13 protein-coding genes and 1 tRNA gene are annotated in these 15,025 nt (G+C 68.5%); 9 read left to right on the top strand and 5 right to left on the bottom strand.

Annotation, left to right across the window (positions count from 1 at the left end; translation table 11 throughout):
* Nucleotides 1-100: 100 nt before the first annotated feature.
* Entirely contained in the window at nt 101-2,020 is a 1,920-nt protein-coding gene (locus P3F85_RS11245) for a hypothetical protein (protein WP_374007543.1), read from the bottom strand.
* 277 nt (nt 2,021-2,297) lie between these two features.
* Here P3F85_RS11245 and P3F85_RS11240 point away from each other — a divergent pair, with 277 nt between their 5' ends.
* The 4 genes from P3F85_RS11240 to P3F85_RS11225 all read left to right on the top strand — a co-directional run bounded on the left by P3F85_RS11240 (nt 2,298) and on the right by P3F85_RS11225 (nt 7,180).
* Nucleotides 2,298-4,667, top strand: a complete 2,370-nt coding sequence (locus tag P3F85_RS11240) for a glycosyltransferase family 2 protein (protein WP_374007542.1) — start codon at nt 2,298-2,300, stop codon at nt 4,665-4,667.
* Complete coding sequence (locus P3F85_RS11235) at nt 4,667-6,316, top strand: chitinase (RefSeq protein WP_374007541.1); 1,650 nt, start codon at nt 4,667-4,669, stop codon at nt 6,314-6,316. The genes P3F85_RS11240 and P3F85_RS11235 overlap by 1 nt, the downstream gene beginning before the upstream one ends.
* 280 nt (nt 6,317-6,596) lie before the next feature.
* The gene (locus P3F85_RS11230; protein ID WP_374007540.1) at nt 6,597-7,025 is read left to right on the top strand and encodes a hypothetical protein; all 429 of its coding nucleotides are present in this window, start codon (nt 6,597-6,599) and stop codon (nt 7,023-7,025) included.
* Nucleotides 7,026-7,106: 81 nt separating this feature from the next.
* A tRNA-Pro gene (locus P3F85_RS11225) sits at nt 7,107-7,180 on the top strand.
* Between the two features lie 304 nt (nt 7,181-7,484).
* Here P3F85_RS11225 and P3F85_RS11220 read toward each other — a convergent pair.
* Entirely contained in the window at nt 7,485-7,952 is a 468-nt protein-coding gene (locus P3F85_RS11220; protein ID WP_374007538.1) for a winged helix-turn-helix transcriptional regulator, read from the bottom strand.
* A gap of 30 nt (nt 7,953-7,982) precedes the next feature.
* On the opposite strand from P3F85_RS11220, the gene P3F85_RS11215 reads away from it, so the two are divergent.
* Together P3F85_RS11215 and P3F85_RS11210 are read left to right on the top strand one after the other, a co-directional pair.
* On the top strand, nt 7,983-9,011 hold the full coding sequence (locus P3F85_RS11215; protein ID WP_374007536.1) for a hypothetical protein: 1,029 nt from the start codon (nt 7,983-7,985) through the stop codon (nt 9,009-9,011).
* A 133-nt stretch (nt 9,012-9,144) separates the two neighbouring features.
* The gene (locus P3F85_RS11210; RefSeq protein WP_374007534.1) at nt 9,145-10,011 is read left to right on the top strand and encodes an alpha/beta fold hydrolase; all 867 of its coding nucleotides are present in this window, start codon (nt 9,145-9,147) and stop codon (nt 10,009-10,011) included.
* A gap of 70 nt (nt 10,012-10,081) precedes the next feature.
* Here P3F85_RS11210 and P3F85_RS11205 read toward each other — a convergent pair whose 3' ends face one another.
* Nucleotides 10,082-10,621: a DUF302 domain-containing protein gene (locus tag P3F85_RS11205; protein WP_374007532.1), complete on the bottom strand. Its 540-nt coding sequence runs from the start codon at nt 10,619-10,621 to the stop codon at nt 10,082-10,084.
* A gap of 112 nt (nt 10,622-10,733) precedes the next feature.
* Complete coding sequence (locus P3F85_RS11200) at nt 10,734-11,342, bottom strand: TetR/AcrR family transcriptional regulator (protein WP_374007531.1); 609 nt, start codon at nt 11,340-11,342, stop codon at nt 10,734-10,736.
* A 56-nt stretch (nt 11,343-11,398) separates the two neighbouring features.
* Between P3F85_RS11200 and P3F85_RS11195 the strand changes: the two genes are divergently transcribed.
* The 3 genes from P3F85_RS11195 to P3F85_RS11185 all read left to right on the top strand — a co-directional run bounded on the left by P3F85_RS11195 (nt 11,399) and on the right by P3F85_RS11185 (nt 14,016).
* Nucleotides 11,399-12,034: an NADPH-dependent F420 reductase gene (locus P3F85_RS11195; RefSeq protein ID WP_374007530.1), complete on the top strand. Its 636-nt coding sequence runs from the start codon at nt 11,399-11,401 to the stop codon at nt 12,032-12,034.
* A gap of 87 nt (nt 12,035-12,121) precedes the next feature.
* Nucleotides 12,122-12,994 (top strand): alpha/beta fold hydrolase, encoded by an 873-nt coding sequence (locus P3F85_RS11190; RefSeq protein WP_374007529.1) that lies wholly within the window; start codon nt 12,122-12,124, stop codon nt 12,992-12,994.
* A 125-nt stretch (nt 12,995-13,119) separates the two neighbouring features.
* On the top strand, nt 13,120-14,016 hold the full coding sequence (locus tag P3F85_RS11185) for a LysR family transcriptional regulator (RefSeq protein WP_374007527.1): 897 nt from the start codon (nt 13,120-13,122) through the stop codon (nt 14,014-14,016).
* A 73-nt stretch (nt 14,017-14,089) separates the two neighbouring features.
* Here the strand turns inward: P3F85_RS11185 and P3F85_RS11180 are convergent, their stop codons facing one another.
* The gene (locus tag P3F85_RS11180; RefSeq protein WP_374007525.1) at nt 14,090-15,016 is read right to left on the bottom strand and encodes an NmrA family NAD(P)-binding protein; all 927 of its coding nucleotides are present in this window, start codon (nt 15,014-15,016) and stop codon (nt 14,090-14,092) included.
* Between the last annotated feature and the right edge of the window lie 9 nt (nt 15,017-15,025).

Below are 15,025 nucleotides of genomic sequence, written 5' to 3'. Positions count from 1 at the left end.
CGCCTGCGTCGCGCGAATGGTGAGTAGATGCGTTAATGCCGCGCGAGTTGCGACGTCTAGTCGCAACTCGGCGGATCGGGGCGGCCGCCCGGCGGCGCGGTCAGCGCTGGCGGGCGACGTCGAGGACGGGGTCGAACGCGTCCGGCGCGTGCACGACCACGACCGGCGCCGTTCCCTCGGGGAAGAGCCGCGCGACGTCCGCCGGGTCGGCCCGGTCGTCCACCGTCACGTCGATCGCCTCGCGCCAGCGGCCATCCGACAGTCGCTGCACCGTCGACTCCCATGTGATCCCGGGCGTCGACCGCGCCTGCAGCCGCAGGTGGATGCCCACCGCGCGCCGCCGCGCGAGCAGGGACAGCAGTCCCCGGTACACCGCGGTCCGTCCGGCCGCGATCAGCCACGGGTCGAGCTCGCGCACCAGGATGTCCGCGTTCCAGACGATCGTCGTGGCGAACCCGCTCCGGGATTGGTACACGTCCACCGCGATGACCCCCGGCAGTCGGCGCACCGTCTGCCGCAGCGTGCCGCGCGTGAGGCCCTCTTCGACCGTACTGTGCAGGTACAGCGGCACCGACGGCCGCGGCGGCAGGCCGCCTGCCCGGACGGTGGCGCGGTCGTGGATGCGCTGTCCGCCGTCGAAGAAGGCGTCCAGCTCTTCCAGCACGGCCGCGACCCGGGGATCCGGCGGGTCGGCCGAGACGGCGCCGGCCGTGTCGGCGTAGGCCGTCGACTGGTGCAGTGAGCCGATCCGGAACCCGTGCGACAGCGGCGGCAGCGCCTTCACCGTGAGGAACGGCGTGCCCGCTGCGAGGCGCACCGGGTTCTCCCGGCCTTCGATCCGCGGCACCGGGTCGAGCACGTGCTCCAGCGCGAGCACCGTCACCCTGTCTGGGATGGCGATCCGGCCGAGCGGCGAACCGGCGACCACGAGGTGCGTGACCGTCAGTCCCGCGTCGACGGCCGCCATCGCGACCTGAGCCGCCACCATGCCACCGAGGCTGAACCCTGCCAGCAGCACCGGCTCCCCGGACGGGATCCCGGCTGCGCGGATCGTGTCGAGCGCCGCCCGGCTGACCGTCGGCTCGGCACCGGCGCCGATCAGCAGGTCCGCCGTCAGGTCGTTGGGAGCGGAACCCGCGCGCGGGTGCCACGACTTGGTGCTGGCGAACTGCACCATCCAGCGCCGGCCGCCCGTCGTATCCACTTCGACCACGCGCACCAGCGCAACGTCGGCGCGGTCGTCGAGGTCCGGATCGCACAGGTCGTCGATCTCCCGCTGACTGAGCAGCAGCTCGCGGAACGAGCGGACCGACCGCCGCCGCATCGCTCCCGCCGCGATGCCCGACTGTCCGAGGGGGTCGGGGGAGGGTTCGAGCGGCAGGCCCAGCAGGCCGCCCGGCACGTCCGGCAGCCCGGGCGTCGGGACGTACTCGTCGCCTCCCCGAGGGTCGTTCCACCAGTCGAGCACGTCCCGGATCTGTGGGAATGCCCGCGCCAGGAAGTCGTCGTAGCCGAGCAGCACCGCATCGTGACCGTCGCGCAGCAGCCCGCGCCGTCTCCCGAGGTTCACGACCTTGCGCAGGATGGCGGGCAGCGTGAACACCGCGACGTACGGTCGCGCACGCCAGCGGGGCAGGAAGACGCCGACCAGCGACACGAGGAGGGCGAGCGGTGCGAAGAGCCACCCGGCCACCCGTGCCGTTGCTCCGACCGTCCGGGGAACGAGCGTCAGGTAGAGCCCGCTGAGCGCGATGCGGCGGGTGCGGCGAGTGGTCGGCCGCGGCGATGCGAAGGGATACGGGATGCGCTGCCGGCGCTGGATCCAGAACCACAGCCACGCGGCGGCGGCGGCGATCACCCAGGCGATCAGCGCGACAGCGGCAGCGGCAACACCGACGACCAGCAGCACCAGCGCGAGTGCGAAGGCGACCGGCACTCCGACGATCAGTCCCAGGACGAATGCGGCCCGCGCTCCGCCGCTTCGGCCCCGCCACAGCTGCGGTGGGGGCTGCGACGGCATGCGGCCCAGCCTAATCCTCAGCCTCCGACATCCCCGGATATCCCGCGCCGACGCCGCGAGCGCCTGATCGATGCATATGTATAGAAGTCGGGCGCCGCAAGTCCGACACGCCTGGCATGCTGTGCAACTTCGTTCCGAGCGCACCCCCAAACAAGGGGCGACCCTAAAAGGGGTATTTGTACCCCGGTTTGTCCTCACTAGTGTGGACAACCGGGAGCCACCCGACCGTGCCCACCCGAGGGCCGGGCTCCTGAAGTCAAGGACACTCAACCCGAAAATGAGTTCTACAAATCAATACACCCCTGCCCGAAAGCGCCAGCTCGGCTCCGAGAAGCGCACCGAACCGCTGCCCACGGTCCACCCGAAGCCGTCGGACAGCAAGATCACCTGGAGCCGCGTCGCCATTGTGCTGACCGTCCTGTTCTGGGCGATCTACGTGGTCACCACGATCATCCGCCAGTTCATCGACAGCGGGAGCCAGAACTTCCGCTTTACGATGGAGGCGATCGGCTACACGGTCGTCGTCACCTTCCTCACCTTCTCGGCCCTGATGTACCTGGTCGCTCGGCAGGGCGCGCTCCAGCGTTTCCAGAAGCACGTCCGGGTGCCGCGCGCCGAGATCGACCGGCACTTCGCCGAGAACCAGCCGAGCATCACCGTGCTGGTGCCCTCCTATGCGGAGGAGCCCGACGTGGTCCGCATGACGCTGCTCTCCGCCGCGCTTCAGGAGTTCCCGTCCAAGCGCGTCGTGCTGCTGCTGGACGACAACCCCAATCCGACCGACCCGGCTGTCCGCGAGCGGCTCGACGCCACGCGCGACCTCGCTCACAGCATCAGCGCGATGCTCTCCGAGCCGCGCTTCCGCTTCTCCGACGCCCTGATGCGCTACGAACTCGGCGATTCCGGCGTCTACGCCACCGACGCAGCGGCCCTGGAGCTGGCGGATCACTACCGGTGGGCCGCCCAGTGGCTGTACGAGCAGGCCGATGAGCACGGCATCCAGGACCACGTCGATGTCTTCTTCGTGGATCAGGTGCTTCGCGCACTCGGCGATGACCTGGCGCTGACCGGCGAGGCCGTCTCCGCCGCCATCGCCGAGGGCGCATCCCTCACCTCCAAGCGTGTCGCACAGCTCTACCGGCGTCTCGCCTGGACGTTCGACGCCGAGCTCGCGGTGTTCGAGCGCAAGAAGTGGGCATCCCTCTCGCACGAGGCGAACAAGGCGATGAACCTGAACGCCTACATCGGCCTCATGGGCGGCACCTACCGCACGGAGGACACGCCGGAGGGCCCCATCCTGAGCCCAGTCCCGGCAGGGCAGCGGCGGCCGGGCGACATCGAGATCCCGGACAGCGACTTCCTTCTGACCCTGGATGCCGACTCCATCCTGCTGCGCGAGTACTGCCTCCGGCTCACCTACTTCTTGCAGCAGCCGGACAACGCCCGTGTCGCCGTGACGCAGACGCCCTACTCCTCGTTCCGTGGAGCGGGCACCCGCATCGAGCGCCTCGCCGGTGCGACCACCGACATCCAGCACATCCTGCACCAGGGCAAGTCGTACTACGGCGCCACGTTCTGGGTCGGCGCCAACGCGGTCATCCGCAAGCGCGCTCTGGACGACATCGTTGAGACGGAATTCGTCGGCGGTTTCGAGGTGCGCCGCTACATCCAGGACCGCACCGTCATCGAGGACACCGAGTCGAGCATCGACCTCGGCACCCACGGCTGGACGCTCTCCAACTACCCGGAGCGTCTCAGCTACTCGGCCACCCCGCCCGACTTCGGCTCGCTGATCGTTCAGCGCCGCCGCTGGGCGAATGGCGGACTGCTGATCCTCCCGAAGCTGTGGCGTCAGGTGAAGGAGCGGAAGCGGCGCGGCGAGACCGTCTCGCGCGTCGAGCTGCTGCTGCGCGTCAACTACATGGCGTCGATCAGCTGGGCGAGCTTCGGCCTGATCTTCCTGCTGGCGTACCCGTACGACGGCCGGCTGCTGAGCCCGATGGTCCTCCTCGCCGCGCTGCCGTACTTCATCAGCCAGGCGGCGGACCTCCGCTACAGCGGGTATAAGGCGACCGACATCTTCCGGATCTACGGCTTCAACCTCATCCTGCTGCCGGTGAACCTCGCCGGCGTGCTCAAGTCGATCCAGCAGTCGCTGACCGGCAAGAAGATCCCGTTCGCCCGCACCCCGAAGGTGAAGAACCGCACGGCCTCGCCGCTGCTGTACGTCATCGCGCCGCTCGCGATCGTCGGGTTCTCGCTGTTCACCCTCTGGCGCGATGTGAATGCGCACAACTGGGGCAACGCTGCGTTCGCCGCGTTCAACGCCACGCTCGCGATCTGGGCGATCGTCGCCTACATCGGCCCGTGGAACACGATCGTCGACATCTGGCTCGGGATGACGAAGCCGCTGTACGTGGACAAGTCACGAAAGCGCACGGCCTCGGTCGCAGCGCCCGAGACCGCGTCGATCGACTGGCGCTCGGTGCTCTATCACGGGCATGCGGGCGGGGACGTTCCGCACCTCGCGGGTGTCGGAGCCGACGTGGATGTGCCGGCCGCGACCGCGACGGGCGACTCGTCCGCGGAGCGCGACTCGTCCGCGGAATCCACCGAGTCCACCTCCGGCGAGCGGCAGGCCGCCTGATGGGCCGCGCGAAGAAGGCGTCGAACGGCGCCGCATCCAACGCCGCCGCCTCGCAGGCAGCCGCCTCGCACAATGCCGTCGACCGGGCGCAGGCCCCCGAGTCGACCGCTGGCCGCCGGCTGTCCCCGTGGCGGGTGATCGGTGCCGCCCTCGTCGCGGCCGTCGTCGTCTCGGTCGGCGCCGTCGGGTTCCAGTGGTGGAGCGCCCGCGCCGCCGTCGACGTGCAGCCCTGGTTCGCGTCCTACGTGGATGTGACTGCGACTCCGCGATTCGCCTTCGAGAATCTCGGGACGACCTCCACAAAGGATGCCGTTCTCTCGTTCGTCGTGTCGTCGAAGAGCGACCCGTGCGAGCCCACCTGGGGCACCGCGTACACGCTGGGGGAGGCGGGCGGCTCGCTCGACCTCGACCGCCGCATCGCCCGCCTCCAGCAGCAGGGCGGGACGGTCGCCGTCTCCTTCGGCGGCCAGGCGAACAGCGAGCTCGCCGTCGGCTGCGACGACCCGACCGAGCTGAAGAAGGCCTACGCCTCCGTGGTGGACCGCTACAAGATCGGCACCATCGACCTCGATCTGGAGGGGACCGGACTCTCCGACCGCGACGCCTCGGCGCGACGGGCCTCCGCCGTCGCCGCCCTGCAGCAGGAGCGCCGCGCCGCCGGCAAGAGCCTCGCCGTCTGGCTGACCCTTCCTGTCGCGCCGACCGGGATGACCTCGGACGGCACCGACGCCATCGCGGCGATGCTCAAGGCGAAGGTCGACATCGCCGGCGTCAACGTGATGACGATGGACTACGGGAACGCCAAGGACGCCAAGACCTCCATGGCGAAGGCTGCGGAGTCGGCCGTCTCGGCTGCCCAGCGCCAGCTCGGCATCCTCTACGACCGGGCGAAACTCCACCAGAGCGACCCCAACCTGTGGGCGAAGCTGGGCGCGACCCCGATGATCGGGCAGAACGACGTCGAGGGCGAGGTCTTCTCCCTCGCGGACGCCGCATCCTTCAACTCCTGGGCCGTCTCCAATGGTCTCGGCCGGATGTCGATGTGGTCGGCGAATCGGGATAAGACCTGCGGCTCCAACTACGTCGACCTGACCGTGGTCTCCGACGCCTGCAGCGGTGTCGCCCAGGGCAAGAAGACGTTCGCCGCCGTGCTGGCGAAGGGCTTCGCCGGCCACATCGCGCTGGGGGAGGGCGCCGTCACCACGGCCCAGCCCACCTCGACCGTGGCGGCCGACGACCCGGCGACCTCGCCGTACCCGATCTGGGCCACCAAGAACTCCTACCTGAAGGGCGCGAAGGTCGTCTGGCACCACAACGTCTACCAGGCGAAGTGGTGGACCAAGGGCGACGTCCCCGACAACCCCGTCCTGAACGCGTGGGAGACCCCGTGGGATCTGGTCGGCCCGGTGATGCCCGGCGAGACGCCCATCCCGCAGCCCACCCTGCCCGCAGGGACGTACCCGACGTGGAGCGGGACGGCCGACTACGACAAGGGCCAGCGCGTCCTGTTCGACGGCGTGCCCTTCGAGGCCAAGTGGTGGACGCAGGGCGACAGCCCCGAGGCCGCGAGCGCCAACCCCGACTCGTCGCCGTGGGCTCCGCTCACGCAGGACGAGATCGACCAGATCATCGGCGGCTCCGGCCGCTGACCTCAGCTCGGCGGCGGGACGCTGATCCCCCATCGTGTCCCGTCGCCGACTCGACCTGGACTCCCGCTGCGGGGCGGGAGTGCCCGGGCGCCCACACGCGTCGCTTTCGGACGCCGCGTGCTGCGCAGTGCCGGTGGGGATGTGTGTGCCTTCGGGTGGTGCACAACGTCCCCGCCGGCACGATAGAACCCGCGTGACCGAACCGTGATCCTTCGCACTATCGCGGATCACTAGGCTGGCGCTGCGCAGTTCTGCAGCGCTGCATTTTTGGGGGATTCACATGCTTCGTACCGGGGCCGCCGCGCTCGTCGCGCTCGCATCCGCGATCGCGCTGACCGGATGCGCTGCAGGATCCGGCACCGCCGGTTCGCCGGCACCGACCGTGACGGTGACCTCGACCGTCACCGCCACACCGACACCGACGCCCGCAGTCGTGTCGCCGGATGACCTGGTGGACGCGCAGACCGCGTGGACCGCGTGCGCCGTGCTCGCGCAGGAGGTCTACGGCTCGCAGGCGCCGAACGCGAAACTCCTGCCGTACACCCCGTCGCAGGCCCCGACCAAAAACGCGGACGGCCAGTGGGTCGCCATCGTCGGCTTCCCGCTCGACCCGCCGGTGGAGGGGACCGGCAGCGTCATCGTCAGCTGCACCATCGGCGGCACCATGGGCTCGCCGAAGCTGATCCACTGGGTGGCGAAAGACATCTGACCGGGCGTGCGCGGGCACTCTCGCCGACACGGTAGGATGGACGGGTTGCCTCGCGTGGAGCCCCGGCTCGCGTGACGACAACGGGCTGTGGCGCAGCTTGGTAGCGCACTTGACTGGGGGTCAAGGGGTCGCAGGTTCAAATCCTGTCAGCCCGACGTAACGAAAGAGCCGGTGGGCACGAAGGTCGCAAAGCGACCACGTGCCCACCGGCTCTTTCGTTACTCGCTGCTGTCTATTGGGGTCCCCGCGCGCGAGGGGCCCCGAGCGCCGCACCTCGCTCTGCGAGGAGCGGCGTTTGGGGTAGCGCGTGGGGCGCAGCTCGCGACGCCCGTGGAGAAGCCGCTACGCCTGTCCTCGCCCTATACGAATGGTGCCCGCCTCCATGCGTTTCCGGCATGAGACTCTGCGGCTCACCGCCTTCATACTCTGAGCATGATCCGGATCGGTCGTGAGCGTGCACTAGCAGTCGTGGTCGACGGATCTCACCTCGAACTCGCCGGACTTGACCGGGCGTCCGCACGCTTCGCAACGGACGTCCGCGACGAAGACGTTCCCGCAGACTGTGTGCGTGAACTCGACGAGGGGAACGTCCGCGGGCTTGTAGGTGTCTCCCCACCGCTTGAGCACCAGGATCACCTGGCCGAGGTCCTTGCCCTTCTGGGTGAGTTCGTAGCCGGCACCACCACTGTCGGCAGTCTTCGCCGCGATGATCCCGGTCTCGGTCAGCTTCTTGAGCCGGGCGGACAGTACGTCTCGCGGCGCCCCCACCGATCGCAGGATGTCCGTGTACCTGGAGGCGCCGAAGGCCAGCGCGCGCACGATGTGCAACGACCACCGGTCGTTTATCGCGTCCAGCGCCACGGCAAGGGAATCCCGGATTGGTTTGCTTTTCAAACCGTTTGCTGTACTCTTATCCAAGTTTGACATCCAAACCATTCTAGTCGAGAAAGCGACGCCATGTCTGCCCCGGAAATCACAACGCGCGAAACCAGCCCTTCCACATCACAACACAACGCCTGGATAGCCTCCGTTGTCAGCAGCCTCGTCATCGGCGCTGCGTTCATCTCGGTCTACGTCGGCATCCAGCGTGACCCCCAGCCCACCCACCTGCCGGTGGCTGTCGCCAGCGTGCAGCTCGCGACAGCGGCACAGCAGGGACTGGGAGACAGGGCGCAGATCACTGAAGTCTCGACGCCTGCCCAGGGGATCGCGATGGTCAAGGATGGCGACGCTGTCGCAGCGGTCAGCCTGACCTCCCGCACCAGCCTGCAGCTGGACTATGCCGGGGCCAAGGGACTCAGCGAGACCGCAGCGGCTCGAGCTCTCGTTCACGGTCTTGCGGACAAGGCCGGCTTCTCGGTCACTGAGAAGGACATCGTGCCGCTCACCGGGTACGACAGCCGCGGTCTGTCCGCGTTCTACGTGGTCTTCGGCGTCACCCTGGCGTCGTTCGTGCTCGCGCAGGGTCTGACCGGCGCAGCGAGCAAGGTCCGTCTCCGCCACCGCCTGTACGCGATCGGCGGGTTCGCCGTCGTCATCGGTGTCGTGGCCGCCACCATCGCAGGCCCCATCCTCGGAGCGCTCACGGCGCCGTGGATCGCTCTGGCCGCGAGCCTGTCCCTTCTCTCCGCGGCGGTCGCCTTCACCACCAAGGCGCTCGGAACCTGGCTCGGCGCCGCCGGCATCGGGCTGGCGGTGCTCTTGCTGACGACCGTCGGCAACGCGCTCAGCGGCGCGACCATCGGGTACGACCTGCTTCCCCAGTGGACACAGGCGATCTCGCCCATCCTTCCCCCTGGTGCCGCGTTCCGGGCGGTCAACGAGTTCGGCTACTTCGACGGGGCGACGACCTGGTCCTCCCTGCTCGTTCTCGCAATCTGGGCCGTGGCCGGTTTCGCCCTCGTCCTGGTCCGCTCGGCCCTGCAGGGCAAGCGCTCGCAGGTGCCGGTGGCCCCGGAGCAGACCGAACCGGTCACCGTCTCCTGACCGAGGAGTGACGGGCGGCGGCGGGCGCAAGCTCGACCGTCGCCCGCTCTGTATCAGGGCTCGCATGAGGGTATGCGCGTCTTGCAACCCGCTTCTCTGGCGCGGCGCGGCCAGGCCGGGCTTAGCTGGCCGCATGAGCAAACGCGACCTCTATCCCGAACAGCACACCATCGACACCGGTCCCTCACGCGTGTGGGTTGGCGTCCGGCCCGGCGACGGGCCGCCCATCGTGCTGCTCCACGGGTTTCCCGACGACTCGACCATCTACGACCGCCTGACGCCACTGCTTTCCGGCAGGCGCGTCGTGACCATCGACTTCGCCGGCTACGGCCTCTCGCCGCGGGAAGATCGGCCCTGGGCCGACCAGCAGCGCGAGACCGAGGTCGTAGCCGTCCTCCGCGAGCTCGACCTGACCGACGTCACGCTGGTCGGGCATGACGCCAGCCTCGCGGTCGCCATCAATGTCACGCTCGACCAGCCGGAGCTCGTCGGAAAGCTCGTGCTGCTCAACGGCTACTTCCATTCCGATCCTGCGCTGCGGCTTCCCGACATGATCCGACTCTTCGGCATCCACGAGCTGGATCTTCTGTCCGATGCGATGATGGAGGACCCGCAGCAGAGGCAGTGGCTGCTGGGCCACTCCGGGCGGCAGTTCGGCATCGACGCGAGCGCCCCCGATAACGTCGCCGCCCACTCGATCGTCCCGCAGTACTTCGGCAGCGCGGACCAACCGGATGCTCGCGCAGCCATCCGGCAGTGGACGGCGACACTGTTTCCCGGGATGCAGGACAACGACGCTCGCGTGCTCGAGGGCGACCTTCGACGGGCGTCGCTGCCCGTGGTCGTCGCGTTCGGCGAGGACGACCCCTATCTCACTCCGCACATCGCCGCGAACATCGGAGCACTCTTCCCCAGTGCCCGCGTCGACGGGATCTCCGGGGCGTCGCACTGGCCGCAGTGGGATCAGCCGCGCGCACTGGCGGAGCGCATCCTCGGATGAGCGAGCGAGCGGGTCGGCGCCAGCTGCTGCTGACCAGCCAGGGGAGAAGTGAGGGAGGGAGGCACGCGGGTCATAGCGGGGTCGGAGCCAACGCGGCCGGTATCGGCAGGCCCAAACGTCGCATGAGCTCTGCGACTTTACGGTCGACGCCCGCGCCCACGGCGCCGATGTTCGGATCGCCGAACGAGGCGAAGTGGCTGCTCGGCTGGTCGGTCGTGAACGTGACGACACCGCCCATCTCCGTGATCGTCATCCGCAATGGCGCGTAGTTCATGACGCGAGGGTCGTGGCGGTACATCCGCTCGGCGACGGGGAAGTTGCCGACGAAGTAGAAGGCGCACTTGGATGTGTTGCCGGCCAGCGACATCATGTCCGTCACCGAGTCGTGCCAATACGTCAGCAATCCGAGCTCCGAGTAGCCCTCGGCGAAATCGACGATCTCGGACCACGGAGCCTCACGCTCGATGAGGTCGATGAATCGCTGTCGGGGATACATCGGGACAAGTGACTCGAACCGTTGGACGAGATCGTCGAAGGCGAGGTCGGAGTGCAGAGAGAACCGTGTGGCGGTCCAGGATTCGCCGAGCGGCGAGTTCGGCGGAGTGGTCATGACCGCGACTCTAATCAGCCCCGGACGCTTTCAGGGCCGGTATGCAAAAGCCTGATCGCCGCCTCGCATTATCGACATTGGACATCGCGCGAGGGCGTCGTTTTACTCGGACCTATGGAGCCGTGGTCGTGAACGTTTTCTGCGCAGCTGTCAGGATCTCGTCGGCCAGCGGGGTGCCCGCCGTGGTGCGGGCCAGCATGGACGCCCCGACGAGGGTGGCGAACCCGGCGATCGCTCGCGCGCGTTGCTCAGCACGCGTGGCCGGATCCACGTCGTCGGCGTCACCGAGAACACTGACGACGTCGAAGACGCGGTCGAGCTCCTCGGCCCACACTTCCCTGACGGACGCGTCCATCGGCGCCCGGGCGACGTCGCCCGCCAGAGCGCTGACCGGGCAGCCGACCGCCAGGCTCTCCGGATCCGCCCAGGACATGTACAGCTCGACGAATGCCTCGATGGCGGCGCCGTGGTCGCCGCGCCGGGCGTCGGAGATGCCGTCGAGGATGTCGCGGTGAACATCGAAAGCGTGCCGCAACGCGGTGTCCGTGAGGTCGCTCTTGGAGTCGAAGTGCCGGTAGAAGCCGCCCTGCGTCATGCCGACTTCGTGCATCACCTCCGGGATCCGGACTCCCTCGATCCCGTACTGCTTGAGCTGCTTGGCTGCCGCGTCCACGATCTCTTCTCGCCGTTGCGCGGTGACGGCCTTCGACGACTTGACCATGTTCACACCTCTCCGTCGATGAAACCGACGCTCTCGAAGCAATCGTAGGCACGAACATGCGCATAGGGGTCATCGGTGCGGGGATGCTCGCCCAAGCCTTCGCGGTCCGGGCGCTCGACGCGGGCCATGCCGTCACCCTCAGCGGATCGCATGGGCCGGAGCGGCTCTCGCACGTCGTGGCGTCCCTGGGGGAGCTGGCTCGTGCCGGCACCAAGTACGAAGCGGCGGAGGAGGACATCGTGGTGTTGGCCGTGCCGCATTCGCACGTTCCCGTCGCGCTGGCCGATCTCGGCGACTGGGACGGGCGGACCCTCGTCGACGCCACCAACGAACTGTCCCAGCGCGCCCCGCTCTGGCCGGGGGTGCTCTCTTCCAGCGAGCTCGTGGCGGAGCTGGCCCGGGGCGCCCACGTGATCAAGGCGCTCAACACGGTGCCGGCCCGCACTCTCGCCGACGATCCGCGAGCGGTGCCCGGGTACCGTCGGGTCCTGTTCCTCAGCGGAGACGACGTGCCCTCGAAAGCGGCTCTTCAATCCCTTCTCGCACAGATGGGATTCGCCCCCATCGACCTGGGCGGCCTGGCCGAGTCGGCGCGGCTCCAGCAGGTTCCCGGCGGCATGCTGGCGGGGCTGGATCTGATGGTTCGAGACTGGGGCGAAGGAACCGCCGCCGCAGTGTCGCAGTCTGTCTGACGGCGCGCTCGAACCATCGAAACCGCGGCGTATGCCATGCGTTTCCGGCATGAGACTTTCCTTCGTGGCGCGCCCATACTCGGACCCATGAAAGCTCACACTCGCTCCCAACGCCTCACCGTCGCAGCCATCGCCGCTGCCGCCGTCGGTCTTCTGGCCGTCGCCATCCCCGCTCAGGTCAGCAGCGCGGCGGTCCAGCCCACGCACGCCGCCACCGCCTCCTCGACCACCAAACCCACCATCGTGCTCGTGCATGGCGCATGGGCCGACGCGTCCAGCTTCGCTCCGGAGACCGCTGCGCTGCAGGCCGCGGGCTATACGGTGCTGGCCGCACCGAATCCACTGCGAGGTCTTCAGACCGATACGAAGGCGGTAGCCGACTTCGTCAAGCAGCGGACGACCGGTCCTGTGATCCTCGTCGGTCACTCCTACGGTGGCATGGTGATCACCGGCGCCGCGCTTGCCGACTCCGACGTGAAGGGCCTCGTCTACGTCGACGGCTACGCGCCCGACAACGGAGAGAGCGCTCAGGCTCTGACCAACGCGTTGCCCGGATCGCTGCTCAACGTCGACGACCCGAGCACGGTCTTCGACGTGGTCCTGCCCGCCCCCGATGCGCCCCAGGCGGAGTGGGACAGCTACATCCGCCAGGACAAGTTCAAGTCGGTCTTCGCTGCGAGCCTTCCGTCCGCGGTGACCACTGTGCTCGCAGCAGGGCAGAGCCCGGTCGCCTTCGGCGCCCTCGGTACGCCGTTCAGCGGGACGCCGGCCTGGAAGACCATCCCCAGCTGGTTCGTCATCGGCACCGCGGACCGTCTTCTTCCTCCGGCAGAGCAGCGGCTGATGGCGCAGCGGGCGCACGGCACCGTCACGGAAGTGGATGCCCCGCACCTGTCGATGCTCGCCAAACCCCTCCAGGTCACGAAGGTGATCCTCGACGCGGCTCGCTCCGTGCACTGACTCGAAAGTCCGGGTGTCCCGCTGACGAGAGTCGGCGGGACACCGTTTTGTCTACCTGTACATTGGGGGCAGCGGCTTTTAGAGTATGAGCGACCGCTAAAGCGGCACTGAACAAGGGACACATCGTGGATCTGAGAGGTCTGGAGGCCGTCCTGGCCGTCTATGAGAACGGCTCCTTCTCGGCCGCCGCATCGGCCCTCTTCCTCTCGCAACCCGCGCTGACCCGCCGCGTCGCACAGCTCGAGCGGGAACTGGACACGCGGCTCTTCGTACGCACGCCGCACGGAGTCGTCGTCACGGACACCGGGCGGGCGTTGATGGAGCCGGCGCGGCGCGCCATCCGCGAGGCGCAATCCATCCGAGGGGCCATCGACCTCGCGCGCTCCGGTACACGGGGAAACCTCAGCGTCGTGGGAATGACCAACCTGACCACCGGATTCGGTGCTCTCATCGCCGAGTTCCACGACTCGATGCCCGAGGTCGAGTTCCGTGTCGCCTCCGCCGATACGACCGCCGCCGCGGTCGGGATGGTCGAGGCCGGGCTGCACGATCTCGCGATCGTCGACCTGCCACTGGTTTCGGACACGCTTGTCGTCCACCCGGTGGTCACCCAGGAATTCCTCGTCGTGCTCGGTCCCAGTGCGACCGGGACTCCGCCGACGGCTCCCGTCCCGGTCATCACCCAGGCGATGATCGAGGGCCGCACGATGGTCCACCTGCCGACATCGCAGTTCCCCAAGCAGCGCGGCATGCTCCTCTACGAGATGATGCGCACACAGCCGGCCGCGCACATGGAGGTCTCGAACTGCGGCCTCCTCGTGCCCATCTCGCAATCCGGCCGGACGGTCGCCGTCGTGCCACGCCCGGTCGCGATGATCGGCCGTGCGGAGGGACTGGACCTGGCCGCCCCGCCGAAGCCGATCCGGCGAACGCTGGCGTTCGCCCGCCACCCGGGGAACGCCTCCACGGCGGTTCGCCACTTCCTGAACCTGGCGGGCAGCCTCGCGCCCGCACTCGCCTGAAGGATTCTCCCGCTCACTGAGGGGAGTGTCACTGAGGGGAGTGTCGCTGAGGGGAGTGTCACTGAGGGGAGTGTCACTGAGGGGAGGGGGCGAAGAACAGATCCCTGTGGGCGGCGATGTACTCGTCGACGGGCGTCGCGGGCCGGCCCGTCACCGCTTCGACATCGTTCGTGGAACGGTCGTATCTCCCCGCGCGGTGCAGCTTTGCCACGGTCAGGATGTGCTCGCGAACGTGAGCGTCGAGGCCGGAGAACGAGTTCAGCATCCGCTCGTACACATCCAGGGGGATGTCCGACGCCGTCAGCGGTTTGCCCAGAGCGCGGCCGTAACGCTCCGCTAGCTCTTTCAGGGTCAACGACTCAGGGCCGGTGAGTTCGTACGTTCGCCCGACATGCGCTGCGGGGTCCATAAGGATCGTGGCGACCACGGCCGCGACGTCGGTCGCTGCGACGGGGGAGGTCCGGCCCGTGCCGATGGGGAGGGCGAGCGTATTCGCCGACGCGATCAGCTGTCGCGGTGCGACCGAGAACATCGGGTTGTCGAGGAACACGGTCGGGCGAACGGTGACGACCGGAATCGGAGCCCACTCCTCGATCCGCTCGACGAGCCAGTGCAGCCGCTGGTGGCTCGACTCGTCGCTGCTCGTTGCGGTCATCTGCGCAACCGTCAGCTGCGACATGGTGACCAGGGCCTCCAGGTCGCCCTTCTCCGCTGCGATGGAGCAGACCACCGCCGCCGCCTCCAGATATTCGGCAGACACCGCCATGGTGAAGAACAGCCTCCGGACTCCTCCAAGGGCCTGAGCGACGGCCTCCGGATCGGCCAGGTCGCCGACGACGACCTGCGCCCCGAGGCGGCGCAGGTCGTCGGCTCGGCCGTCGTCCCGATGGATCATCACACGGACCGGTTGTCCCGCGTTCAACAGGAGCTGCGCGGTCAGCCTGCTGATGTTGCTCGGCCCTGCACCGACCCCGGTGAGAAGAATCGGCTCGGAGGCCATCGTCATCCC

It is taken from the genome of Leifsonia sp. T36S-04 (assembly GCF_042465655.1).
Taxonomy (GTDB): Bacteria; Actinomycetota; Actinomycetes; order Actinomycetales; family Microbacteriaceae; genus Leifsonia.
Note: the sequence above shows the minus strand (reverse complement) of the source record. Positions and strands in the feature narration are given on the sequence as shown.

Excerpts from the sequence above, each read along its gene's own strand:
- P3F85_RS11180 (WP_374007525.1), bottom strand. The coding sequence starts at position 15,016 with ATGGCCTCCGAGCCGATTCTTCTCACCGGGGTCGGTGCAGGGCCGAGC.
- P3F85_RS11210 (WP_374007534.1), top strand. The coding sequence starts at position 9,145 with ATGAGCAAACGCGACCTCTATCCCGAACAGCACACCATCGACACCGGT.
- P3F85_RS11205 (WP_374007532.1), bottom strand. The coding sequence starts at position 10,621 with ATGACCACTCCGCCGAACTCGCCGCTCGGCGAATCCTGGACCGCCACA.
- P3F85_RS11235 (WP_374007541.1), top strand. The coding sequence starts at position 4,667 with ATGGGCCGCGCGAAGAAGGCGTCGAACGGCGCCGCATCCAACGCCGCC.
- P3F85_RS11190 (WP_374007529.1), top strand. The coding sequence starts at position 12,122 with ATGAAAGCTCACACTCGCTCCCAACGCCTCACCGTCGCAGCCATCGCC.
- P3F85_RS11195 (WP_374007530.1), top strand. The coding sequence starts at position 11,399 with ATGCGCATAGGGGTCATCGGTGCGGGGATGCTCGCCCAAGCCTTCGCG.
- P3F85_RS11220 (WP_374007538.1), bottom strand. The coding sequence starts at position 7,952 with ATGTCAAACTTGGATAAGAGTACAGCAAACGGTTTGAAAAGCAAACCA.
- P3F85_RS11215 (WP_374007536.1), top strand. The coding sequence starts at position 7,983 with ATGTCTGCCCCGGAAATCACAACGCGCGAAACCAGCCCTTCCACATCA.
- P3F85_RS11245 (WP_374007543.1), bottom strand. The coding sequence starts at position 2,020 with ATGCCGTCGCAGCCCCCACCGCAGCTGTGGCGGGGCCGAAGCGGCGGA.
- P3F85_RS11200 (WP_374007531.1), bottom strand. The coding sequence starts at position 11,342 with ATGGTCAAGTCGTCGAAGGCCGTCACCGCGCAACGGCGAGAAGAGATC.
- P3F85_RS11240 (WP_374007542.1), top strand. The coding sequence starts at position 2,298 with ATGAGTTCTACAAATCAATACACCCCTGCCCGAAAGCGCCAGCTCGGC.
- P3F85_RS11230 (WP_374007540.1), top strand. The coding sequence starts at position 6,597 with ATGCTTCGTACCGGGGCCGCCGCGCTCGTCGCGCTCGCATCCGCGATC.